This window comes from Alteromonas sp. V450 (assembly GCF_001885075.1).
Lineage (GTDB): Bacteria > Pseudomonadota > Gammaproteobacteria > Enterobacterales > Alteromonadaceae > Alteromonas.
On record NZ_MODU01000004.1, the window covers coordinates 1,003,185 to 1,027,939 of the forward strand.

At 44.1% G+C, this 24,755-nt stretch carries 19 protein-coding genes; 15 read left to right on the plus strand and 4 right to left on the minus strand.

The window, feature by feature from the left end; all coding sequences use genetic code 11:
* The first annotated feature begins 10 nt into the window (after positions 1–10).
* Positions 11–481, plus strand: coding sequence for a DUF2919 family protein (locus BK026_RS04400; protein WP_071814716.1), 471 nt, complete (start codon positions 11–13; stop codon positions 479–481).
* 9 nt (positions 482–490) lie between these two features.
* Here BK026_RS04400 and BK026_RS04405 read toward each other — a convergent pair whose 3' ends face one another.
* Both BK026_RS04405 and tcdA read right to left on the minus strand, forming a co-directional pair.
* Positions 491–907: a hypothetical protein gene (locus tag BK026_RS04405; RefSeq protein WP_071814717.1), complete on the minus strand. Its 417-nt coding sequence runs from the start codon at positions 905–907 to the stop codon at positions 491–493.
* Positions 908–1,007: 100 nt separating this feature from the next.
* Positions 1,008–1,784, minus strand: coding sequence for a tRNA cyclic N6-threonylcarbamoyladenosine(37) synthase TcdA (tcdA, locus tag BK026_RS04410; RefSeq protein ID WP_071814718.1), 777 nt, complete (start codon positions 1,782–1,784; stop codon positions 1,008–1,010).
* Between the two features lie 211 nt (positions 1,785–1,995).
* Between tcdA and BK026_RS04415 the strand changes: the two genes are divergently transcribed.
* From BK026_RS04415 to BK026_RS04425, 3 genes are all read left to right on the plus strand, one after another.
* Positions 1,996–2,970 (plus strand): glutathione S-transferase family protein, encoded by a 975-nt coding sequence (locus tag BK026_RS04415; RefSeq protein WP_071814719.1) that lies wholly within the window; start codon positions 1,996–1,998, stop codon positions 2,968–2,970.
* 8 nt (positions 2,971–2,978) lie between these two features.
* Positions 2,979–3,842 (plus strand): pirin family protein, encoded by an 864-nt coding sequence (locus BK026_RS04420; RefSeq protein ID WP_143142084.1) that lies wholly within the window; start codon positions 2,979–2,981, stop codon positions 3,840–3,842.
* 209 nt (positions 3,843–4,051) lie between these two features.
* Positions 4,052–5,512 (plus strand): phosphomannomutase, encoded by a 1,461-nt coding sequence (locus BK026_RS04425; RefSeq protein WP_071814721.1) that lies wholly within the window; start codon positions 4,052–4,054, stop codon positions 5,510–5,512.
* A 250-nt stretch (positions 5,513–5,762) separates the two neighbouring features.
* Here BK026_RS04425 and BK026_RS04430 read toward each other — a convergent pair whose 3' ends face one another.
* Positions 5,763–6,185 (minus strand): DUF3429 domain-containing protein, encoded by a 423-nt coding sequence (locus tag BK026_RS04430; RefSeq protein ID WP_071814722.1) that lies wholly within the window; start codon positions 6,183–6,185, stop codon positions 5,763–5,765.
* 99 nt (positions 6,186–6,284) lie between these two features.
* Entirely contained in the window at positions 6,285–7,562 is a 1,278-nt protein-coding gene (locus BK026_RS04435) for a citrate synthase (protein ID WP_071814723.1), read from the minus strand.
* Between the two features lie 700 nt (positions 7,563–8,262).
* Between BK026_RS04435 and sdhC the strand changes: the two genes are divergently transcribed.
* The 11 genes from sdhC to BK026_RS04490 all read left to right on the plus strand — a co-directional run bounded on the left by sdhC (position 8,263) and on the right by BK026_RS04490 (position 24,539).
* Positions 8,263–8,637, plus strand: coding sequence for a succinate dehydrogenase, cytochrome b556 subunit (sdhC, locus tag BK026_RS04440; RefSeq protein ID WP_071814724.1), 375 nt, complete (start codon positions 8,263–8,265; stop codon positions 8,635–8,637).
* The gene (gene sdhD, locus BK026_RS04445; protein WP_071814725.1) at positions 8,631–8,978 is read left to right on the plus strand and encodes a succinate dehydrogenase, hydrophobic membrane anchor protein; all 348 of its coding nucleotides are present in this window, start codon (positions 8,631–8,633) and stop codon (positions 8,976–8,978) included. Before sdhC ends, sdhD begins: the two co-directional genes overlap by 7 nt.
* 1 nt (position 8,979) lies before the next feature.
* Positions 8,980–10,752, plus strand: coding sequence for a succinate dehydrogenase flavoprotein subunit (sdhA, locus tag BK026_RS04450; RefSeq protein WP_071814726.1), 1,773 nt, complete (start codon positions 8,980–8,982; stop codon positions 10,750–10,752).
* A gap of 14 nt (positions 10,753–10,766) precedes the next feature.
* Positions 10,767–11,477 (plus strand): succinate dehydrogenase iron-sulfur subunit, encoded by a 711-nt coding sequence (locus BK026_RS04455; RefSeq protein WP_071814727.1) that lies wholly within the window; start codon positions 10,767–10,769, stop codon positions 11,475–11,477.
* A gap of 173 nt (positions 11,478–11,650) precedes the next feature.
* Complete coding sequence (gene sucA, locus BK026_RS04460) at positions 11,651–14,470, plus strand: 2-oxoglutarate dehydrogenase E1 component (protein ID WP_071814728.1); 2,820 nt, start codon at positions 11,651–11,653, stop codon at positions 14,468–14,470.
* 9 nt (positions 14,471–14,479) lie between these two features.
* Positions 14,480–15,991: a 2-oxoglutarate dehydrogenase complex dihydrolipoyllysine-residue succinyltransferase gene (odhB, locus tag BK026_RS04465; protein ID WP_071814729.1), complete on the plus strand. Its 1,512-nt coding sequence runs from the start codon at positions 14,480–14,482 to the stop codon at positions 15,989–15,991.
* A 152-nt stretch (positions 15,992–16,143) separates the two neighbouring features.
* Positions 16,144–17,310: an ADP-forming succinate--CoA ligase subunit beta gene (gene sucC / locus BK026_RS04470; RefSeq protein WP_025255208.1), complete on the plus strand. Its 1,167-nt coding sequence runs from the start codon at positions 16,144–16,146 to the stop codon at positions 17,308–17,310.
* Positions 17,310–18,182: a succinate--CoA ligase subunit alpha gene (gene sucD, locus BK026_RS04475; RefSeq protein ID WP_014998326.1), complete on the plus strand. Its 873-nt coding sequence runs from the start codon at positions 17,310–17,312 to the stop codon at positions 18,180–18,182. The genes sucC and sucD overlap by 1 nt, the downstream gene beginning before the upstream one ends.
* A gap of 326 nt (positions 18,183–18,508) precedes the next feature.
* Positions 18,509–21,376 (plus strand): TonB-dependent receptor, encoded by a 2,868-nt coding sequence (locus BK026_RS04480; RefSeq protein ID WP_071817489.1) that lies wholly within the window; start codon positions 18,509–18,511, stop codon positions 21,374–21,376.
* A 166-nt stretch (positions 21,377–21,542) separates the two neighbouring features.
* Entirely contained in the window at positions 21,543–23,030 is a 1,488-nt protein-coding gene (locus tag BK026_RS04485) for a tryptophan halogenase family protein (RefSeq protein WP_071817490.1), read from the plus strand.
* Positions 23,031–23,039: 9 nt separating this feature from the next.
* The gene (locus tag BK026_RS04490) at positions 23,040–24,539 is read left to right on the plus strand and encodes a tryptophan halogenase family protein (RefSeq protein ID WP_071814730.1); all 1,500 of its coding nucleotides are present in this window, start codon (positions 23,040–23,042) and stop codon (positions 24,537–24,539) included.
* Positions 24,540–24,755: the final 216 nt, after the last annotated feature.

The window sequence follows — 24,755 nt, forward strand, 5'->3', positions numbered from 1 at the left end:
TTCACGCTTTATGCTAAAACTCCCTCTAAAGTTCTATGATGAGTCGGGCCGAATACTGCCCCCAAGCTGGTTTTACGGTGTGCTTTTATTTTTGTGTATCGACTGGTTGGCATTCATTTTTTCATTAGCATCTATGTCCCAAACCAATGAACTCCTCACTTTTTTTTATCCTCAGAAAGCAACGCTGGGTTTAGGACTGGTTGCAAGTTTACCCGTTTTAGCGTCATTGCTGTTGGTGAGCCAGCGGGAAAGACTGTGGAAACGAGAAATTAAAGTGTGGCGACATGCAGTTTTACCGCTTGTTCAAACGGGAATTGTTGCTTTACTAATCGTTCAAATCTATTACTCAATGCGACATCACTGGGGGTTTGAGTTGATGACAGGGGCTAAGCTCACGCTATACTCAATGTCGCTTTATGCGATTAGTAAAAGTAGACACTTAAAATGGATGATAGCGGATTGGGCCCACCCCAATCCATGAGCGCTATAGCTAATGCGAAAGGTTTCGGTGGTTGTTTAACGCTTGTTCATAATAGGCGTTAACGCTGACCTGGCTATCATTAACAAGCCTTTCATAGCAGATGCCTGCAAACGCATATGTATTCTCACCAACCTGCAAGAACACACTGGGAGCGTCTGGGTTAGACTGATCATATACCCATGTAGCATCTAATTGGCTTTTGAGAATTTCACCAACATAAGCCCCGAATACATTACAAATCGTAAAAACTGCCTGATCTTCTAATGCTTGTTCATGATATTTATCAAGAAAACTCAAAAGTATATCGTCTACCAATGGAATGCTTGCAGGTGAGCCGTCAAGCTCGGTGTCAAATTCTGTTTTAGCAACGACAACTGCATCGCTAGCACAATCTGACATTAGTTTATCAAGTTCTGTTGGTGACATTTTGTTCTCCTTTTCACCTAAGCCACAAGCTATTATTAAGCCCGAAGTTTTATGGTTAATTCATTTTTTATATCGGACGTTACATGTTATCGACCAAACTTTATTTTTGTCCAGTAAGGCGGTTTATAATACTGGCAGCAGCAAACATGCCAAACGTTGCAGTGACGGTAACGACCGCCCCAAATCCACCTGCACAGTCTAAGCGCGTGCCATTTTCCATGGCCGATTTGTTATAGCAAACAGAACCGTCAGGTTGAGGATAACGCAATTGTTCGGTTGAATATATGCATTCGACACCAAAGCGGCGCTTCGGGTTTTTACTAAAATTATAGTTTCGTCGTAATTCGCTTCGAAGCTTTGCTGCAAGTGGATCTTGCGTTGTTTTTGATAGATCACCAGTTGTTACTTGGGTAGGGTCAATTTGTCCTCCCGCACCACCTACCGTAACAATGGGTACTTTTATACGCTTACAGTGAGCAATCATAGCCGCTTTTGCTCGAACACTGTCGGTAGCATCAACAACAGCGCTTAGCTTATTTGTAAGCAATTCCGCAGTATTGTCTGGTGTAACAAAATCTTCAACACAATGAACTTCACAGTTCGGATTTATCAACGCAATCCGTGCAGAAATGGCATCGACTTTTGCTTCGCCAATGGTATTGGAAAGCGCGTGAATTTGACGGTTTGTGTTGGTTATGCATACGTCATCAAGGTCGATAAGCGTTAATTTACCAACGCCAGAGCGAGCCAATGCTTCGGCAGTCCAACTTCCCACTCCGCCAATGCCGACTATTGCTACATGGCTTTCAGCCAGCTTCTTTGTTTGTTGATTTCCATAAAGACGTGTTATGCCGCCTAAACGAGGATCTTCAGACATGATTTATTTCACTTAACAAATATTTAACCCACTTCAGCTTGTCTATGAGGCCTTCCTCAAGGGCGCGCATCATCTCAAACTTTTCGTTAAAAAACACTATGGATATTAAACCTTTTAATTTTATCGAATAAACAATCCAATTTTACGCAACATACGTTGACTTTGTTACATGGTTTAATTGAATGACTTACATTGATAAAAGGTAAAAGTTATGGGGTTGCTCGTAGACGGCAAGTGGCAAGATAAGTGGTACGATACAAAAAAAAGCGGCGGAAAATTTGAACGCCAAGCGTCAAAATTTCGCAATGACATATCATCTGACGATAGTTCAGAATTTAAAGCTGAGTCTGGCCGATATCATCTGTATGTATCGCTAGCCTGTCCTTGGGCACACAGAACGTTAATTTTCCGCAAGCTAAAAGGGCTAGAAAATCATATTGATGTCTCTATAGTTCACCCGGAAATGCTCGAAAATGGGTGGGAGTTTAAAACCTATCCGGGGGCTACAGGCGATAAGTTGTATAATGCAGACTTTGTACACCAAATTTATACAAAAGCGCAGCCATCAGTAACTACTCGTGTAACGGTACCGGTATTGTGGGATACAAAAACGAATAGCATTGTGAACAACGAGTCAGCGGAGATTATTCGAATTTTTAACACAGCGTTTAATGCGTTAACGGGAAACACTGATGACTATTATCCAAAAGCACTGCGCGAGGAAATAGATAGCGTAAACGAGCGGGTTTATCACGATATTAATAACGGTGTTTATAAGGCGGGTTTTGCGACAAGCCAAGCTGCATACGAAGAAGCCGTTAGTTCACTTTTTAATGCCTTAGATTGGATAGAGGCGAGGTTGAGTAAACAACGTTACCTCGTTGGCGATAGCATTACAGAAGCCGATTGGCGTTTATTTACAACGTTAATAAGATTCGATGCGGTGTATCACGGTCATTTTAAATGCAACAAACGGCAAATCGCTGATTATCCGAATATCTTCGGATATATGAAAGAGCTATATCAAGTGGATGGTGTAAGAGAAACAGTAAACCTGGATCATATTAAACGGCATTACTACTTCAGCCACACGATGATTAATCCTACTCAGGTTATTCCTGTAGGACCTGAACAAGATTTTATGTCACCTCATGGTCGTGACCATATTTCGACGCAACATGGATAGGTATGGTTATGGAAAACAACGGTTTAACATCTACCACAAAACAGGTCACGAAAGTAGTGCAGGGTATATCGACTAGCGATGGTGCCGGCGTTTCGCTTACGCGCATTATTGGTCAACCGGATTTGCCTCGTCTTGACCCGTTTTTAATGCTGGACTTTTTTGGGTCTGACAACCCCGGTGAGTATATTGCTGGGTTTCCGTCTCATCCTCATAGAGGCTTTCAAACTGTAACCTATATGTTGGCAGGTAAAATGCGCCACAAAGATTCAGTGGGCAATGAGGGTGTTATTGATGCAGGGGGAATACAGTGGATGAACGCGGGAAGGGGGATTATTCACGAAGAAATGCCTGAGCAGGAAGAAGGCTTATTACAGGGCTTCCAACTTTGGGTAAACCTTCCTGCCAACGAAAAAATGAGTGCACCAAACTATCAAGACATCCAACCGGATCTTGTTCCCTTAGTTAACGCAGGCAATGCAAGCGTAAAAGTGTTAGCTGGTGAGTTTGACGGCGTGCAGGGGCCGGTAAAAACAACCGCCGTGGCACCAACGTTTTTAGACATAAACCTATGTAAAGGAACTACTGATATTGAGGTGAAATCGGGTGAGTCTGCCTTTATTTACGTTTATGACGGGCACGTCAGCGTAGAGAGCGGTGAGCAAGGCACTCGTTTAAAACAGGGATCTCTTGGAATTTTATCTATAACAGGTTCACGGTTATCACTGATTGCTGATGATAACGCTAAACTCATTTTTGTTTCGGGGAAGCCTATCAACGAGCCAGTCGTTCAATACGGCCCTTTTGTAATGAATTCGCAACAAGAGATAGTACAAGCTTTCAATGATTATCAAAACGGCACGTTGGCAAAATAGGCTTTAGCATTAGGGTTAGCGTTGTATAAATAGTATCGTATTCGAACTTTTTTACATAAATTGGGTTAGTAATTCCTTGTTCCCGATGATTAAATACGGTCATGTAAAAATGTAACGTTTGCTTCAAACATAGCGCACTAATGTATTTGGATGCACGTTATTACTAGAATTTCCGAATAATCTTATTAACTCATGGGATCTTTATCTGAATGGCAACCCCAATCAACTGCTTCAAAGCTTACGATATTCGCGGCGAATTAAATTCACAGTTAACCGAGGAGGTAGCGTACCGAATCGGTTATGCCTTTACTCAAGAGCTCAATGCAAAAACAGTTGTTGTTGGCAGCGATGTTCGTCTTACGTCAACACCATTAAAATTAGCGCTAAGCGCAGGTATTGTAGATGCTGGGGCTAGCGTGACTGATATTGGCATGGCGGGAACCGAAGAAATTTACTTTGCTACGAAGCATTTGGGTGTAGACGGGGGGATAGAAGTCACCGCTAGCCATAACCCTATTAATTACAACGGTATGAAACTGGTGAAGTCAGGCTCTGTTCCAATTAGTGGCGATACTGGCCTTAACGCGATAAAAGAGAAAGCGGAAGCACTAGAAGAGAGCTTCGTTTCAGAGCGATTAGCACACTACACTGAGGGTGCATTGATTGATGCAGATGCGTTTTTTAACGGTACGGCCCATGTAAAAGAAGACAAGCTTTCTGAAACTGATAAATATGCGGTTAAATCGTGTATGTCTGACTATGTTTCTCACATGCTTTCTTACGTTAATTTGAGCAATTTTACGCCGTTAAAAGTGGTGGTTAATGCAGGTAATGGTGCCGCAGGCCCCGCGCTAGACGCTATTGAAAAAGAAATGAAAGTGCAGGGTGTTCCGATAGAGTTTGTGAAAGTACATCACAATGCAGATGGCACATTTCCAAACGGTATACCCAACCCACTTTTGCCAGAAAATCGTGCTGACACTGCTGATGCAGTTAGAGCTTCAGGGGCGGATTTCGGTATTGCATGGGATGGTGACTTCGATCGCTGTTTTCTGTTTGATGCGGAAGGTAATTTCATTGAAGGGTATTATATTGTTGGCTTGCTCGCCGAAGCATTTATTGAAAAAGACACCAACAGTAAAATTATTTATGACCCGCGAGTATATTGGAACACGGAAGACATTATCAATACTGCTGGCGGAACACCCATAAAATCTAAAACTGGCCACGCGTTTATTAAAGAGCGTATGCGCAAAGAAGACGCCGTGTATGGTGGCGAAATGAGCGCACACCACTATTTTAGAGATTTTGCCTATTGCGATTCAGGCATGATCCCTTGGTTGCTCATTGCTGAGTTGGTGTGTGTGAAAAAACAAACGCTAGCGAGTATGGTAAAAGCGCGAATTGAAGCGTTTCCATCTTCCGGTGAAATTAACAGTAAACTCAACGATGCTGACGCGGCGTTAACGCGCGTTACTGATAAGTACAAGCCACTGGCTAGTGTAGTTGATACCACTGATGGTCTGGGCCTGGAATTTGGCTCATGGCGCTTTAACTTGCGTAAATCAAACACAGAACCTGTTATTCGTCTAAATGTTGAAAGTAAAGGTGATATTGCGTTGATGGAACAAAAGACTGAAGAGGTTCTTGCACTGATACGTGCAGAATAAACACAATCATTGTTGTTCATTTTTCTTAGTTAAGGTCGTGGACGAAGGCGATATTTGCGTTGTTATCGCCTTCGTCTTAATTAGATGAAAATTATACTTTGTCGATATTTATCAGTGGCTTAAGTGGGTTATGCGTAACTCTTTAGGTGGTTTTTTAACTGCGTATTTGCCTTATCTCGCTGCTATAACTCCGTTTTCAGCCAAACCTATTAATATCTACAAAGGTCACATCGCTAACAGAAGCGAAGCGCTAAGCGACTAAGTAAATCATCCATGCGTGACAGATAACAACCACGCTCGTTAACCCCATTCGCAAGCTGATATAACTTACAACCTGGTCTTTAGGAAGGCTAAGGGTAAACTTGTCGTAAATGAGTACAGACACATAGCTCAACGACAACACACCAAACACCTTCACATCGTGTGAGAAGACAAGACAAAGCCAACCAATAATTGTTGGTAACATGGCGATAACCATCTGTTTGTCATATCGTTGATTGCTTATCGCGTCCCACCAGTGAATACCACCAAAAAAAGACAACAATACGGCTGAATACTGCACAAAATAAACTGCACTTTGCGTAAGCGATAATAGATTAAGTTGATAAGCCAGTGGCATAGCTGCAAAAGGTATGAGACCAGCAATACCTAGAAACACTGCAGAATAGGGCATTGATGCTCCTTAAATAAACATTGTATAAAAAAAAATAGCGCCATGAAGGCGCTATTTTTACACTTAAGCGTACGTCTTAGTTCAGTAATAACTGAATGACTACTTAATTGGCGTATACTTACGTTGGCTGTGACCAGTGTATAGCTGACGAGGACGCCCGATTTTTTGTTTCGGGTCGCTCATCATTTCATGCCAGTGTGAAATCCAACCTACTGTGCGAGACAGCGCAAATATACACGTGAACATGTTGGTAGGAATACCAATCGCTTTAAGTACGATACCAGAGTAGAAGTCAACGTTAGGGAACAATTTCTTCTCTGCGAAGTAAGGGTCGCTCAACGCGATTTTTTCTAGTTCCATGGCAACTTCAAGAAGTGGATCTTTAACGTTTAGTTCGCTAAGCACTTCGTGGCAGCTTTCACGCATTACAGTAGCACGTGGGTCGTGGTTTTTGTAAACGCGGTGACCGAAGCCCATTAGACGGAATGGATCGCTCTTGTCTTTTGCGCGTGCGATAAATTCTGGAATGCGATCAACAGTGCCGATCTCTTCTAGCATATTCAAACAAGCTTCGTTCGCACCGCCGTGAGCTGGACCCCAAAGTGATGCAACACCCGCAGAAATACATGCGTATGGGTTCGCACCTGAAGAACCTGCTAGACGAACAGTAGACGTTGACGCGTTTTGCTCGTGGTCAGCATGAAGCGTAAAAATACGATCCATAGCGCGTTCAACAGCTGGGCTGATTTGATATTCTTCTGCTGGTACAGAGAACATCATGTTCAGGAAGTTAGCTGCATAGCTTAAATCGTTGCGTGGATAAACAAACGGTTGACCTACGTTGTACTTGTAGCACATTGCTACAAGAGTAGGCATTTTAGCAATCAAACGATGCGCGCTACGAATGCGCTGTTCTTCGTTAGAAACGTCTAAATCGCTGTGGTAGAACGAAGACATTGCGCCAACGGTACCACATAGCATTGCCATAGGGTGCGCGTCGTTGCGGAAACCGTGGAAGAACATGTTAATTTGCTCGTGTACCATGGTGTGACGGGTAATCGTCTCTTTAAATTCTTCGTACTGTTCTTTTGTCGGTGCATCACCGTGAAGAAGCATGTGACAAACTTCTAAGTAGTCTGCGTCACGCGCTAGTTCTTCGATAGGGAAACCGCGGTGTAATAGTACACCTTGAGCGCCATCAATGTAGGTAATTGAAGACTCGCAAGATCCTGTCGCCATAAAACCTGGGTCGTACGTAAAATAACCGTGTTGGCCTAACGTACGGACATCGATAACATCTTGTCCTTCGGTGCCAGACAAGATAGGAAGCTCGATTTCCTTACCGCCGGCTTTAAGAATGGCTTTCTGATCTGCCATAAATGCTCTCCTCAGAATGGTTCTGTTTGCAGCGAAAACGAACGAAACTGTTCGCTTCGTTGGGAAAAGTGGGCGTATTTGTACTTTATAATGTACTAACAAGTCAATTTAATTGCATATATGCATAATAAATATTCCGGATTGCACAAAAAAATATTTAGCAATCTGATAAAGTTTAATTAACTCGTGGAAAATTCACTTTGCCCGATACGGTGCAATTATCAATGGCTTTTAAAAAAAGGTAAACCACCGAATGATAAATATATTATCAGGTTAGATTAAAAAGTAACCCTTTGAAGTAGAATAAATAGTCACATAGATTAAAAGTCATTAATTTCTAACCCTTGCAGATAGTTATTCACTTCGGCTGCTGCTAATATTACTGCATCGTTATCGTTCTACTTTAACGCGTATCAACAAATTTTGATCTCTTTTTATTCAAATGAAATAACAAAAACTGTTGAAGCGAGACTAAAGTCTTACACCGTCACAAAAAATTGTAATTATATACTACGCTGGATATACTCAGCGGTGCTTAGAAACAGAATATTTATTCTGTTAAAAGCAGAGTAAAATAATTCACAAATTGTTAACAACTCAGCGGATGAGACGATTAACAGGTTAAAAAACGAATTCACTTACTCAGGACATAATAAAGTAAGAAATTCATTATCCCCTACGGATTAAACAGGCATACATTGTGAAAAAGCAAAGACCAGTAAATTTAGAACTCAATACTATTAAATTTCCGCCTTCTGCTATTTCGTCAATTCTCCACCGTGTAACCGGTGTTGCTATGTTCTTCGCGCTTCTATTCGTTATCTGGGCATGGGCAGTCTCTGTTCATTCGCCTGAAGGTTTCGCGAACGTTCAAGCAATCATGGACGGTTTCCTTGGAAAATTTGTCGCAATTGGCACAGCCTCAGCGCTGACGTATCACATTCTAGGCGGCCTAAGACACGTTGTTATGGATTTAGGTCACTGGGAAGAATTAGAGTCGGGTAACACAAGTGCAAAAGCGGTAATCGCACTTTGGGTTGTACTGACCGTAGTATTGGGAGTTGCATTATGGTAACCAACCAAGCAAGCATTAAGCGCGACGGCGTACAAGATTACGTTTCTTTACGCGCTACAGCAGCTATTATTTTCGCGTACTCGGTTTTCATGGCGTGGTTTTTTATCACCACCGATAACATAACGTTTATTGAATGGCGGGGATTATTCTCTGGCCTAGCTATGAAAGTTTTCACATTGGCAGCACTAGTAGCAGTGATGATCCACGTGCGCATCGGCCTTTGGCAGGTGCTTACAGACTATGTTAAAGCAACAGGTCTGCGCGCAGGACTACAATATATTTTAAATATCATCGCATTCGGCTATGTAGCTGTTGGCCTATTCGTATTGTGGGGAGTGTAAAATGAGTTTACCCGTTCACGAGTTTGATGCAGTTGTAATTGGTGCAGGCGGCGCAGGTATGCGTGCCGCATTACAGATTTCACAGTCTGGTAAATCATGTGCACTGTTGTCAAAAGTATTTCCAACCCGTTCTCATACTGTGTCAGCTCAAGGTGGTATTACCGTAGCACTTGGTAATTCACACGAAGACAATTGGGAATGGCATATGTATGACACCGTTAAGGGATCTGATTATATCGGTGACCAAGACGCTATCGAGTACATGTGTAAAACTGGTCCAGAAGCCATCATCGAGATGGAGAACATGGGGCTTCCGTTCTCTCGCTTCGAAAATGGTAAAATTTACCAGCGTCCATTTGGTGGTCAGTCTAAAAACTTTGGTGGTGAGCAGGGCGCTCGCACAGCGGCCGCAGCTGACCGTACTGGTCACGCACTTCTTCACCTTCTTTACCAACAAAACGTAAAGAACAAAACAAAAGTGTTTTCTGAGTGGTATGCACTTGACTTAGTGAAGAACCAAGACGGCGACGTTGTAGGTTGTACAGCAATCGACATCGAGACTGGTGAAGTTGTTTACTTTAAGTCGCGCGCTGTTGTTCTTGCAACAGGTGGTGCGGGTCGAATCTATGCGTCGACTACAAACGCACACATCAACACTGGTGACGGTGTTGGTATGGCACTTCGCGCAGGTGTTGCGGTTCAAGATATGGAAATGTGGCAGTTCCACCCAACGGGTATCGCTGGCGCAGGTACATTGGTAACCGAAGGTTGTCGTGGTGAAGGTGGTTACCTTCTAAACAAAGACGGTGAACGCTTCATGGAACGTTACGCGCCTAACGCAAAAGACCTTGCTGGTCGTGACGTTGTTGCACGTTCAATGATGACAGAAATCCGTGAAGGTCGTGGTTGTGAAGGCCCATGGGGTACTCACATCAAACTTAAGCTTGATCACTTAGGTAAAGACGTACTTGAGTCACGCCTACCTGGTATTCTTGAGCTGTCACGAACGTTCGCACACGTTGACCCTGTTAAAGAGCCAATTCCAGTAATTCCTACTTGTCACTACATGATGGGTGGTATTCCAACAAATGTAGACGGTCAGTGTCTAACTGTTGATGAAAACGGTAATGACAAGGTTGTTAACGGTCTATTCGCTTGTGGTGAGATTGCATGTGTATCTGTACACGGTGCAAACCGTCTAGGCGGTAACTCACTTCTTGACCTTGTTGTATTCGGTCGTGCGACTGGTCTACACCTTGGTAAAGCACTTTCTGAAATGGCACCAACACGCGACGCATCTGAGTCTGACCTTGAAGCATCAATGACGCGTTTCAACCGTTGGGAAAATTCAGAGAAAGGCAAGGGCGAAGACCCAGTACAAATTAAGAAAGACTTGCAGAAATGCATGCAGCTTAACTTCTCAGTATTCCGTGAAGGTGAAGCAATGGCGGAAGGGCTTAAAGAGCTTAGCGAGATTCGCGAGCGTCTTAAGCATGCACGCCTTGACGACAAGAGCGCAGATTTCAATACCCAGCGTATTGAATGCTTAGAGCTTGATAACCTAATGGAAACCGCGTACAGCACAGCAGTAGCAGCGAACTTCAGAACAGAAAGCCGTGGCGCACACAGCCGCTTCGACTTCCCGGACCGTGATGATGATAACTGGTTATGCCACAGCATCTATGATCCGAACACTGATAAAATGCTTAAACGTGAAGTAAATATGGCGCCTAAGCTTAGGGAAGCATTCCCTCCTAAAGTGCGTTCATATTAAGAGAGGCAACGATCATGCAATTAACTTTTTCGATTTATCGTTACAACCCGGAAGTAGACGCCAAGCCTCGCATGCAAGACTACACTCTTGATGTAGAGGAAGGTCAAGACATGATGGTGCTAGATGCACTACTTGCACTTAAAGAGCAAGATCCGACGCTTTCTTTCCGTCGTTCTTGCCGTGAGGGTGTATGTGGTTCAGACGGTGTGAACATGAACGGCAAAAACGGCCTAGCGTGTATCACGCCACTATCTGCACTAGGTAAAGGCAAAATAGTAGTTCGTCCACTTCCAGGACTACCTGTTGTACGTGACCTTGTTGTTGATATGACACAGTTCTATACACAGTACGAAAAGATTAAGCCGTTCTTAATCAACGACAGCAAGCAGCCGCCAGCGCGCGAGCACTTACAGTCGCCAGAAGAGCGTGCAAAGCTAGACGGTCTTTACGAGTGTATTTTATGTGCGTGTTGTTCTACATCATGTCCGTCATTCTGGTGGAACCCTGATAAGTTCATTGGTCCTGCTGGATTGCTTCACGCTTATCGTTTCCTTATTGACAGCCGTGATACGGCAACTGAAGAACGTCTTAACGATCTTGATGATGCGTTCAGCGTATTTAGATGTCATGGAATCATGAACTGTGTAAGCGTTTGTCCTAAGGGATTAAACCCGACTAAGGCAATTGGCCAAATTAAGTCTATGCTTTTACAACGGGCTGTTTAGTACTATAGTCTGATAACTTTTTCAGTTATAGATGCGATACGCTAGATAGCCATCCAACAGGATGGCTATTTTTTTATATATTCTCCGTTATAACACTTGGTTATGCTGAGAATAACCTTATAATACATATTGATTGTTAACTAGATTTTATAAAACGTAGCAAGGCAAATTAAATGCAAGAAAGCGTGATGAAAGCGTGGTGGGATTCCTCGCACATGGCAGGTGCCAACGCTGCCTATGTTGAAGAGTTGTATGAAACTTATTTAGAAGACCCGCAAAGTGTCTCTGAAAATTGGCGACAAATCTTCGATAACCTCCCCAAAGTCGATGGCGTAGAGTTAGAAACCAATCATACAGTTATCAAAAATCAGTTTAGGCAACTTGCTGCGTTAGGGCCTACGGCCCGCATGTCTAGTCCGTCTGTGCCTTCTGCAAATGTATCAGATGACAGGCAAGTTAAAGTTCTCCAGTTAATCAACGCATTCCGTTTCCGCGGTCATCAACACGCTAATTTAGATCCACTCGGTCTATGGCAACAAGAGCGTGTACGCGATCTTGAACTATCACACCACAGCCTTTCTGAACAGGACTTTGATTCAGTTTTCAATGTAGGATCTTACGCTATTGGCAAAGATTCTATGCCGCTAGGTGAACTGTTTAAATCGCTTAACCGCACTTACTGCGGTTCTATCGGTGCAGAATACATGCATATTACTGATACCGAACAGAAACGTTGGTTGCAGCAAAAGATAGAATCGGTTCAAGCAAAACCTGAAATTTCTCGAGATGAGAAGCTAGGTATTCTCAAGGGGCTTACTGCTGCTGATGGTATGGAAAAATACTTGGGTTCTAAATTCCCAGGTGCAAAGCGCTTCTCACTGGAAGGCGGTGATGCGTTGATTCCAATGCTTAAAGGCCTAATCACTAAAGCTGGCACAGCGGGTACCAAAGAAGTGGTTATCGGCATGGCTCACCGTGGTCGTTTGAATGTGCTCGTTAACGTGCTGGGTAAAAACCCTTCTGTTCTGTTTGACGAATTCTCAGGTAAGCACGACGACTCACTAGGTGCGGGTGACGTTAAGTATCACGCAGGCTTCTCTTCCGATTTTGCAACGCCTGGTGGAAACGTTCACCTAGCGCTAGCATTTAACCCGTCTCACCTTGAAATTGTTAACCCAGTAGTAATGGGGTCAGTACGTGCACGTCTTGCTCGCCGCAACAACGACACCAATACTGTACTTCCAATTACTATTCACGGTGACTCGGCAATAGCAGGTCAGGGTGTAGTGCAAGAAACCTTCAACATGTCACAAACTCGTGGCTTTGCTGTGGGTGGTACAGTTCGAATCGTGGTAAACAACCAGGTTGGTTTCACGACGTCAAAGACTGAAGATACCCGTTCTACACAATACTGTACTGACATTGCGAAGATGGTACAGGCACCAATTTTCCACGTGAACTCTGACGACCCTGAGGCGGTTGCCTTTGTTACACAGCTTGCGCTTGAATACCGCAACAAGTTTAAGAAAGACGTGGTTATCGACCTAGTGTGTTACCGTCGCCATGGTCACAACGAAGCTGATGAGCCAAATGCTACTCAGCCATTGATGTATCAAAAAATTAAAAAGCATCCAGTTCCACGCGTAATCTATGCTGATCAGCTAGTCGCTGAGGGTGTGATTGAGCAACGTGATGCCGATCGTTTTGTCGAAGAGTACCGCGAAGCACTTGACCATGGAGCGTGTGTTGTCGAAGAGTGGCGTCCTATGACAGAGCACAGCGTTGACTGGTCTCCTTACCTTGGCCACGACTGGGATACACCTTACGATGGTTCGCTTTCAGTTGAAAAGCTTAAAGAGCTCGGTGAGTCAATCACTAACATTCCTGAAGAGCACAAGCTTCAGTCGCGCGTAAACAAGCTTTATCAAGACCGTAAAGCCATGGTCGCGGGTGAAAAGCTACTTGATTGGGGTATGGCTGAAAACTTAGCGTATGCCACTATCGTAGATGCCGGCGAAGATATTCGTATTACCGGTCAGGATTCAGGCCGTGGTACTTTCTTCCACCGTCACGCGGTATTGCACAATCAAAAAGATGCGTCGACCTATATGCCGCTGCAGCATATTCGCGAAGGTCAGGGTGAAATTGAAATTTACGACTCTGTGCTTTCGGAAGAAGCAGTAATGGCATTTGAGTATGGTTATGCGACAGCAGAGCCTACGTGTCTGACTATTTGGGAAGCCCAGTTTGGTGACTTCGCTAACGGTGCGCAGGTTGTATTTGATCAGTTCTTGAGCTCAGGTGAAGCAAAGTGGGGCCGTTTGTGTGGTCTTACCGTTTTACTTCCACACGGTTACGAGGGTCAAGGTCCAGAGCATAGCTCTGCACGTCTTGAACGTTTCCTTCAAATGTGTGCTGACCACAACTGGCAAGTGTGTGTACCATCAACACCTGCGCAGGTTTACAACATGCTTCGTCGCCAAGTGGTGCGCCCTATGCGTAAGCCACTTATCGTAATGTCGCCTAAGTCACTATTACGTCATCCTCTTGCGGTATCTTCACTTGAAGAACTAGCCGAAGGTAAATTCCATAACGTAATCGGTGAAATTGACGATATCGATCCGAAAAACGTAAAGCGTGTTGTCATGTGTTCAGGCAAGGTTTACTACGATTTATTAGACCAGCGCCGTAAAAATGAGCAAACAGACGTCGCAATCATCCGTTTAGAGCAACTTTATCCATTCCCACAAGAAGAATGCGCTAAAGTTGTGGCACAATACAGCCATGTAAAAGATTGGGTTTGGTGTCAAGAAGAGCCTCAAAACCAAGGCGCTTGGTACTGTAGCCAACACCACTTCTGGCAAGCAATTCCAGATGGTGCAAAATTAACATATGCAGGGCGTGATGCATCCTCGTCACCTGCAGTAGGTTATGTATCCGTTCACAACCAGCAACAGAAAGCCCTGGTTGAAAACGCACTCACAATTAAATAAGGAACAGTAATGACAATTGAGATAAAAGTTCCGGTTCTACCTGAGTCAGTTGCCGATGCCACCATTGCAACCTGGCACGTAAAGGCCGGTGACGCAGTTAAACGAGACCAGAACCTGGTTGATATTGAAACTGATAAAGTGGTTTTAGAAGTTGTGGCGCCAGCGGACGGTACAATTGGTGAGATACTAAACGAAGAGGGTGCAACTGTTTTAGGCGAGCAAGTTATTGCAAAATTAGAAAAGGGTGGTGCGGCCGCACCAGCTGAAGCTAAAACAGAAAGCAATGCGAAAGACGATGCTAAATCAGAAGCGGCTCCAGCGGCTTCTGGAAAAACTTCAGATGTTAAAGTACCGGTACTTCCAGAGTCGGTAGCTGACGCAACTATCGCTACGTGGCACGTTGCTGTGGGCGAAGCGGTTTCTCGCGATCAAAACTTAGTCGATATCGAAACTGATAAAGTGGTACTTGAAGTGGTTGCGCCTGCGGATGGTTCTCTTGCAGAAATCATTGCAGAGGAAGGCGCAACAGTTACTGCTGAAGAAGTTATCGCTAAGTTTGTTGAAGGTGCAGCAAGCGGTGCATCTGCACCAGCGGCATCGGCAGAATCAGATGATAGTGACGACAGTAGCGATGCGCTAAGCCCTTCAGTTCGTCGTCTACTTGCTGAAAAAGGCGTAGACGCAGCTAAAGTGAAAGGCACTGGCAAAAATGGCCGTATCACTAAAGAAGACGTTGAAAAGTACCTTAAAGGCGGCGACAGCTCAGCCAAGGCTGCGCCTGCAGCGGCTGAAGCACCAGTGGCAGATTTACCAACGGGTAACCGCACTGAAAAGCGTGTTCCAATGACACGCCTTCGTAAGACTATTGCTAACCGTCTTCTAGAAGCGAAGAACTCTACGGCAATGCTAACTACGTTTAACGAAGTTAACATGAAGCCAATTATGGACCTTCGCAAACAGTATCAAGAGAGCTTCGAAAAACGTCACGGTATTCGTTTAGGCTTTATGTCGTTCTACGTTAAAGCAGTTACTGAAGCACTTAAACGTTTCCCTGAAGTTAACGCGTCAATAGACGGTGACGACATTGTTTATCACAATTACTTCGACGTATCGATTGCCGTTTCTACACCACGTGGCCTTGTAACGCCAGTACTTAAAGATACTGACACGCTTGGCATGGCAGGTGTTGAAAAAGGAATTAAGGAACTAGCACTTAAAGGTCGTGACGGTAAACTGTCACTGGCTGAACTACAAGGTGGTAACTTCACAATCACCAACGGTGGTGTGTTTGGTTCACTAATGTCTACACCAATCATTAACCCGCCGCAAAGCGCAATCTTGGGTATGCACAAAATCCAAGATCGCCCAATGGCTGTTAATGGCAAAGTAGAAATTCTACCAATGATGTACCTAGCGCTTTCTTATGACCACCGTATTATCGATGGTAAAGAATCAGTTGGGTTCTTGGTAACAGTTAAAGAGATGCTAGAAGATCCAACACGTCTACTACTAGACGTATAAGACTTTCGTCTCACTTAATTGTGGTTGGGTGCTTGGCTTGTGTTATCTTGCTTAGCGCCTAACGCAACGCTGATATTTACCCTATAATATCAGTCTAAATAATCAAGTCGCACATGCGGCTTTTGTCTTACTAAAAATCGGATAGAAACACCATGAATTTGCATGAATACCAAGGTAAGCAGCTATTCAAAGAATACGGTTTGCCTGTTTCTGAAGGATACGCAGCAGACACTGCTCAAGGTGCTGTAGAAGCCGCTGACCGAATTGGCGGAGAAGAGTGGGTAGTTAAGTGTCAGGTACACGCGGGCGGTCGCGGTAAAGCTGGCGGTGTAAAGCTAGTTAAAAACAAAGACGACATTCGCGCTTTCGCTGAAAACTGGCTTGGCAAAAATTTGGTGACTTTCCAGACTGACGAAAACGGTCAGCCTGTGAGCAAAATCCTTGTTGAATCTTGCACAGATATCGCTAACGAGCTTTACCTTGGTGCAGTAGTTGACCGTACAACCCGTCGCGTTGTATTCATGGCATCTACTGAAGGTGGCGTTGAAATTGAAACTGTTGCAGAAGAAACTCCAGAAAAAATTCTTAAAGCTGAAATCGACCCAATTGTAGGTCCTCAGCCTTACCAAGCGCGCGAAATGGCGTTTGCTCTTGGTCTTTCTGGCGTTCAAATTAAGCAATTCACTCAAATCTTCCTTGGCCTAGCTAAGATGTTTGAAGAGCTTGACGTGGCGCTTATCGAAATTAACCCGCTAGTGATCAAAACCGACGGTAACCTACACTGCCTTGACGCAAAAGTAGGTATAGACGGTAACGCACTATATCGTCAGCCTAAGCTGAAAGATATGCAAGATCCTTCGCAAGAAGATGCGCGTGAAGCACACGCGGCTCAGTGGGAGCTTAACTATGTTGCACTAGACGGTAACGTAGGTTGTATGGTTAACGGTGCAGGCCTTGCAATGGGTACTATGGACATCGTAAACCTACACGGTGGCAAGCCAGCTAACTTCCTAGATGTTGGTGGCGGCGCGACTAAAGAGCGTGTAGCTGAAGCATTTAAAATCATCCTTTCTGATGACAATGTTAAAGCGGTATTGGTTAACATCTTCGGTGGTATCGTACGCTGTGACATGATTGCAGAAGGTATTATCGGTGCGGTTAAAGAAGTAGGCGTAGAAGTACCAGTAGTTGTACGTCTAGAAGGTACCAATGCAGAGCTTGGCCGTGACGTTCTAGCGAACTCTGGTCTAGATATCATCGCTGCTGAATCGCTAACTGATGCAGCACAGAAAGTTGTTGCTGCAGCGGAGGGCAAATAATGTCTGTATTAATTAATAAAGATACTAAAGTAATTTGTCAGGGTTTCACTGGCGGTCAGGGTACATTCCACTCTGAACAAGCAATTGCTTACGGTACGCAAATGGTTGGTGGTGTTACACCAGGCAAAGGCGGTACTGAGCACCTAGGTCTACCAGTATTCAATACTGTACGTGAAGCAGTAGAAGCAACTGGCGCAACAGCGACAGTTATCTACGTACCAGCACCATTCTGTAAAGATTCAATTGTTGAAGCTGCAGACGCGGGTATTGAGCTTATCGTATGTATTACTGAAGGTATTCCAACGCTAGATATGCTTTACGTTAAAGAATACGTAGAAGCGAAAGGCGTTCGCATGATTGGTCCAAACTGCCCAGGTGTTATCACTCCTGGAGAGTGTAAGATTGGTATCATGCCTGGTCACATTCACAAGCCTGGTAAAGTAGGTATTGTTTCTCGCTCTGGTACGCTTACGTACGAAGCGGTTAAGCAAACTACTGATGAAGGTTTCGGCCAGTCTACCTGTGTTGGTATCGGTGGTGACCCAATTCCTGGTTCAAACTTCATCGACATCCTTCAGATGTTCCAAGACGACCCACAAACTGAAGCTATCGTAATGATCGGTGAGATCGGCGGTACTGCAGAAGAAGAAGCAGCTGCGTTCATCAAAGCGAACGTAACTAAGCCAGTTGTTTCTTACATTGCGGGTGTTACTGCTCCTCCTGGTAAGCGTATGGGTCACGCTGGTGCAATCATCGCAGGCGGTAAAGGTACTGCTGATGAGAAATTTAAAGCACTAGAAGACGCAGGCGTTAAAACCGTTCGCTCACTTGCTGATATCGGCAAGGCGCTGCGCGAGACTACAGGCTGGTAAGCAATCGCTTATTTCCGATATTGAAAAGCCCGCAACATGCGGGCTTTTTTTTGCTTTTTTATTAACATCTGCCTTAATTTAGCTGTAACAAAATTACAACCATTTGCTCTACAGGCCCGAGATAATGGGCAATGTGTTGTTAAATTACATAACGGTGTAGATAGAGATTGTTAATGGCGTGTTGCACAAATTTTATTGAATACGTATGCAGGCAATTGTGCAGAACTCAGGTCATCTATAGCATTGTCCCCATGGAATGTATTGTCATTTAATTGTCATAACAACAACAAGAAGACAACAACTACAACTGTATGGGACACCCGTTTATGAAACAATTTAAACCCAACCTAATTAAAGCTGCGCTTATTTCAGGCGGTATGGCGTTTGGAAGTGCACCAGCACTTGCACAAGATGCTGATACGGACGCTGTTGATGAAGCAAACCTTGAAGTTATTCAAGTTAGCGGTATTCGTGGCAGTCTTCAGCGCGCACAGGCTATTAAGATGGACAACACGTCAATAGTTGAAGCCTTGTCAGCAGAAGATATTGGTAAACTACCCGATACAAGTATTGCAGAATCGATTTCTCGTCTTCCAGGACTTGCTGGTGAACGTCGAAATGGCCGTACTAGTGGTATATCAGTTCGTGGTTTTAACGAAAATTACGTGGGAACTACACTAAATGGACGTGAATTATTAGGTATGGGTGATAATCGTGGCGTAGAATTCGACCTATATCCCACGGAGATTGTTTCAAATATTCTAGTGTACAAAACACCTGAAGCTGGTCTCATGACTCAAGGCATTGGTGGCACAGTCGACATTCAAACTGTAAGCCCGCTAAATGCGTCAAAAACCGTTGCGATTAACGGTACTTATGAAGCAAACCAAGAAGACGCTGGTAACCCTGACTTTGATAACAAAGGTCACCGCCTTTCTTTTAACTATGTAGACCAATTTGCTGATGACAAACTAGGTGTTGCATTGGCAATCGCTGATATGGAGTCTCCACGTCAAGAACAATACTTCCGCGGTTGGGGTTATGCAGAAGCAGATCCTGCCAAAGCAGCAGAAGGCGTCGATGTACCTGAAGGTACAGTGATCCTTGGAGGTCATGACTCATATACACGTTCTGCTATGCTGGAACGTACTTCAATAGCTGGTGTTATTGAATATGCACCTTCAGACAATCTTACTGTTCAATTTGATGCGCTTTACATCGATTTTGAAGAAAATGATGCACGCCGAGGTGTTGAAGAAGGTGGCGCTGAATGGGGTACAGGTGCCTACACAATTACTGGGGTAGAAAATGGTCTTGTAACGTCTGGTTATTACGACGGTTTCCTATCGGTTATTCGTAACGATTCGAGACAGCAGAAAGCAGAACTTACGACATTCGGTCTAAATGTAGAATATGTTATTAACGATAATTGGACTGCAACATTAGACATGTCGACTGGTGAAGTTGATAAACGAATTACTGATGTTGAAAGTTACTCAGGTGTTGGGCGTGCAGGTATTGATGGCCGTCCGTTGACACCGCGTTCGTGGACAATGACCTCCACAGGTGCTGTATATAGTGACCACCCTACGTTAGACAGTGTTGATCTTGCTGATCCGTCTTCAATTTACTTGGCCGGTCCTCAGGCATGGGGCGGTTCATTGGCACCTGTTGAAGCGTTCCAAGGTGTTGAAGGATTCGGACCAGACACGGCACAGGATGGTTTCGTCAACGAACCAGTATTTAACGAAACACTAGATGCAGTGCGATTAGACCTTGAGGGTTTTGTTGAGTGGGGCATCTTTTCTAAGTTAACTGCAGGTGTTAACTATCAGACACGCGAGAAATCAAAGGATAATAATGGTTTCTTCTTAACTGCACCATCATGGCCGAACCAAGAATTAGTGCCTAACCCGATTGGCACGGCAGACTTGAGCCACATTGGTATTGACGGTGTAATTGCTTATGACGGTTTAGGTCTATACAGAAGCGGCTATTATACGCTGACGGACGCCGAGCTTTTTGAAAATGGTCGTCGCGGAGATACCTATACCATCGAAGAGGATATCCTCACCGTATATGCGAAGCTTGATATTGAAACCGAGATTGGTGACGTATTGGTGTTTGGTAATTTGGGGCTTCAGATTGTAGATGTTGACCAAACTGGTACGGGGTTCAACACAACCACGGGGCCGACTGGGTTTACATCATCCGTAGCAGTATCTGATGGAGATTCTTACTCTGACGTGCTACCTACACTAAATTTAAGCTTCGAAATAGCCGAAAACCAGTTTATTCGTACTGCATTAGGTAAAGTAATTAGCCGGCCACGAATGGATGACATGCGTCCTAACAATACCGTCAGTTTTACCTTTAACGATCAGCAAATTATCTCAGACAATGTTGGTAATGGCCCTTGGTCTGCAAGTTCTGGTAATGCGCGTTTGAAGCCGCTTGAAGCGAATCAGTTTGATATTGCCTATGAGAATTACTTCGCTGATTCTGGCTATTTTGCAGTAAGTTTCTTCTATAAAGATCTAACAAACTGGCACGTAGCAGGGCAAACGGTTGGTGATTTCAGTGAATCGTATATTGAAGGCTTCCATCAAACCTCAGGCCAAACAGATATCAATGATGATGGTGTGTTAGATCAAAACGATATCGTTCCACCTACAATATTCGACGGCATCGTTAGCTTCCGCGAAGATGGTTTAGAGGGCTTTGTTCGTGGGTGGGAGCTTCAAGGTAGTGTTCCTTTTGATATTATTCATGACTCACTTGAGGGGTTTGGTGTTTTTGCAAGTGCGACTTACCTAGATGGTGGCTTAGATAACGGGGATTCAGTACCTGGGTTGTCAGAAGAGACGTATTCACTGACAGCGTTTTATGAGAGCAATGGTCTTGAACTTCGAGTATCAGCTACTAAGCGTGACGCATTCGCAACCGAAACTCGCGCAACGAGCCTTTCTTTAGCACAAATTGAAGATAATGGTGTGAAGCAGATTGACGCACAGATAGGTTACGACTTCAGTGGTTCTGGAATTGATTACCTTGAAGGGCTTCGCGTTACGCTTCAAGGCCAGAACTTAACTGACGAGCCAACTGTTCGTGTTAATCCGGGCGACAGTCGTCAAATTACTGAGTACCAAAGTTACGGCCGTAACTTCTTACTTGGCTTTAACTACACGTTCTAAGGTAATGTTAAAGTAACGCTTGCTTAAGGCAGGCGTCTAAACAGGTACTATTCAAAAAGCCCCAATTTACTCAGGTGTTGGGGCTTTTTGTTGTATACCAGCACATGCCATGTTAAGAAGTGGTGTCAGTGAGCTGCTAAAAAAAAGTGGTGACAGCAAATTTATGATGAATAAAACGGTAAAAAATGTAGTTATTGTTGGCGGTGGCACTGCTGGTTGGATATCAGCTGCGGTCATTAAGCGTCTCATCGGTGCGGGTGTAGACGTAACGTTAGTCGAGTCTGAAGAGATTGGCACCGTTGGCGTTGGTGAGGCTACCATCCCTCCAATCATTACGCTAAATAATGTATTGGGAATAGAAGAAAAAGAATTCCTGCGCGAAACAAACGCGACTATGAAACTAGCGATTAAATTTGAGAATTGGCGTGTGCAGGGTGAAAGTTATTTTCATACCTTTGGTGCGCCAGGAAAAAGCTACGCTTTTTGTCACTTTCATCACTATTTAAAACGCGCTCAAGAATTAGGGCTTGCCGACTCAATTTGGGACTACGATTTAAACTACCTAGCCTGCAAAGCAGGTAAATTTGCCCATATCAAGTCCCCCGACCCAATAATTGAAATGCCTTACGCCTACCATTTTGACGCGTCATTGTATGCTCGATTTTTACGCAAAAAGTGTGAGTCAATGGGCGTTACACGTAGAGAAGGCATCATTACTGATGTCCAGCAAGACGCAGATAGTGGTTTCATCACTGGGGTAACGCTTAAAGACGGTACTGATATTGAAGGCGACCTGTTTATAGACTGCTCAGGGTTTAAGGGGCTGCTCACCCAACAAACATTGAATACAGGATATGAAGATTGGTCACATTGGCTGCCTTGCGATCGCGCAGTGGCTATGCCCTCAGAGCGTCACGAACATACGAGACCTTACACTCGTTCAATAGCACACTCTGCCGGTTGGCAGTGGCGTATTCCGCTTCAGCACCGTAATGGTAATGGCTTGGTGTACAGTAGTAATTATTACTCTGACGAGCAAGCGCTTGACATATTATCAAGTAATCTAGATACCAAACCACTTGCCGAACCTAATTTTATTCGCTTTAAAACAGGACGAAGACGTAAGCAATGGAATAAAAATGTAGTGGCAGTTGGTTTGTCCAGCGGCTTTTTAGAGCCTCTCGAGTCAACCAGCATACACTTAATTCAGTCCGCCGTGGTTAGGCTTATTCATTTATTCCCTCATGACGGTTTCAAGCAACATCAAATTGACGAATATAACAAGCAATCGCAGCTTGAGTTCGAGCAAATTCGCGATTTTATTATTTTGCATTATCACGTAAACGAAAGAACAGATTCGCATTTCTGGAAGGATCTACGAGAAATGGATGTACCAGATAACTTAACGCATAAAATCGAGCTATTTAGAGCGTCTGGTAACTTATTTAGAGAGCAAAATGACTTGTTTCTTGAAAGTTCATGGCTACAGGTACTAATTGGACAGGGGGTGATTCAGAAAGACTACCACCCGTTAGCGAATGCATTGTCTGAGCAAAAGCTGCAAGAGCTATTGCAAAATATAAAACGTATCAAAAATGAGCCTATTGGGAAAATCGCGACGCATGATGATTTTTTGAAACAGTTTTGTAGTTAGTAGCGTAGTATGAATAAACCAATCCATATCGTTATAGCCGGGGGCGGCACTGCCGGCTGGATGGCAGCAAATTACTTTGCGCACAAGTGGTCATCAGGTAAAGTCAATATTACACTGGTAGAGTCTTCTGATATTGGCATTATAGGTGTGGGCGAGGGTTCTACACCTACACTCAAACGCTTCTTTGACGAATTAAACATTCCAGAAAATGATTGGATGCCCAAGTGCAACGCTACATACAAAGTAAGCATTCAGTTTAATAACTGGAGTCCTGGATCTGGTATTAACCAGTATCGACATCCATTTATTTCTCAAACCGACACTTTTACTCAGCGAGCTTTTGAGGTTAACTGCCGTACGCGAAGGCTAGGGCTTGATACGCATGTTGCGCCGGAAGATTTTTTGATAAATGGTATGTTGGCGAAGCAAAACAAAGCGCCGCTTACGCCTGATAATTTTCCGTTTAGAATGGAATATGGCTATCACTTTGATAGCGCACTACTCGGTAACTATTTGCGTGAGTTGGCTATTGGAAAAGGGGTCACTCATGTTAATGCCATCATCAGCGACGTAGTACTTCACCCTAGTGGAGATATAAGCCACCTCGTAACAGACAAAGCCATTATTGAGGGAGATTTTTTCCTTGATTGCACAGGTTTTTCTTCAACTTTGTTGCAGCAGGCTTTAGGCGTTAAGTTCAATTCTTATTCTGAAAACTTATTCAACGATTCGGCGGTGGTTTTACCTACACAAGCACAAAAAAATATTAAGGTAGAAACCCAGTCGACAGCGCTTTCTAGCGGATGGTGCTGGACGATACCGTTACAGAATCGCACGGGCAACGGATACGTCTACAGTACTGCACATTTATCCAAGGACCAGGCCGAAGAAGAGCTACGTCGACACCTCGGTTTTGAAAGCACCGATGTAGAGGCGCGACATCTTAAAATGAAAGTGGGGCAAGTTGGGCAGCACTGGCACAAGAACTGTTTGGCATTAGGGTTATCTCAAGGGTTTATAGAACCCCTTGAAGCCACAGCACTGCACCTTGTTCAGATTTGTATTGAGTACTTCTCGGATACGTTTGAAAAGAACGGTTTTTCAACAAAACCATGCAGTAATTATAATTCTTTTGCTAGAGAGCGATTTGATCGCGTTCGTGACTATATAGTGGCTCACTATAAGCTAAACACAAGGGAGGATAGTGACTACTGGCACGACAATAGAGAGAACATGGTGATGTCTGACTCTCTAAATTCGATCTTAAGCGCATGGTTCAGTCGCCAAGATCTGGCAAGCGAAATTAAGCGCCAAAATATAGGAATGCACTGGGACTCTGTATCATGGCATTGCCTGCTTGCTGGCTATGGCGCATTTCCGCCGCTAGAAAAAAACCAGCCGGGTAGAGGCGATTTGTATAAAGAGCAAAATATCGAACGCTTCATTCAAGGCTGCGCGCTGAATTTTAGTGACCACAACGTTGTACTCAATTCACAGTCACGTCTGTAACAACAACGTGTAAAAATGCCACGGACGGCGTATCGATTTACTCTATGTTCCTCAAAGTTACTTCTAACCTTCTGCTCTTCCGATCCGTACTCATCATATGCAGCACCCTCACCATATAAATGTTTATTTAATGTTTATATATTGTAAATGAATACGTATGCATGGGATTGCTCTCTTTTTATACAAGCCAGTAGTATTTGGTGTTCCATAAGAGGC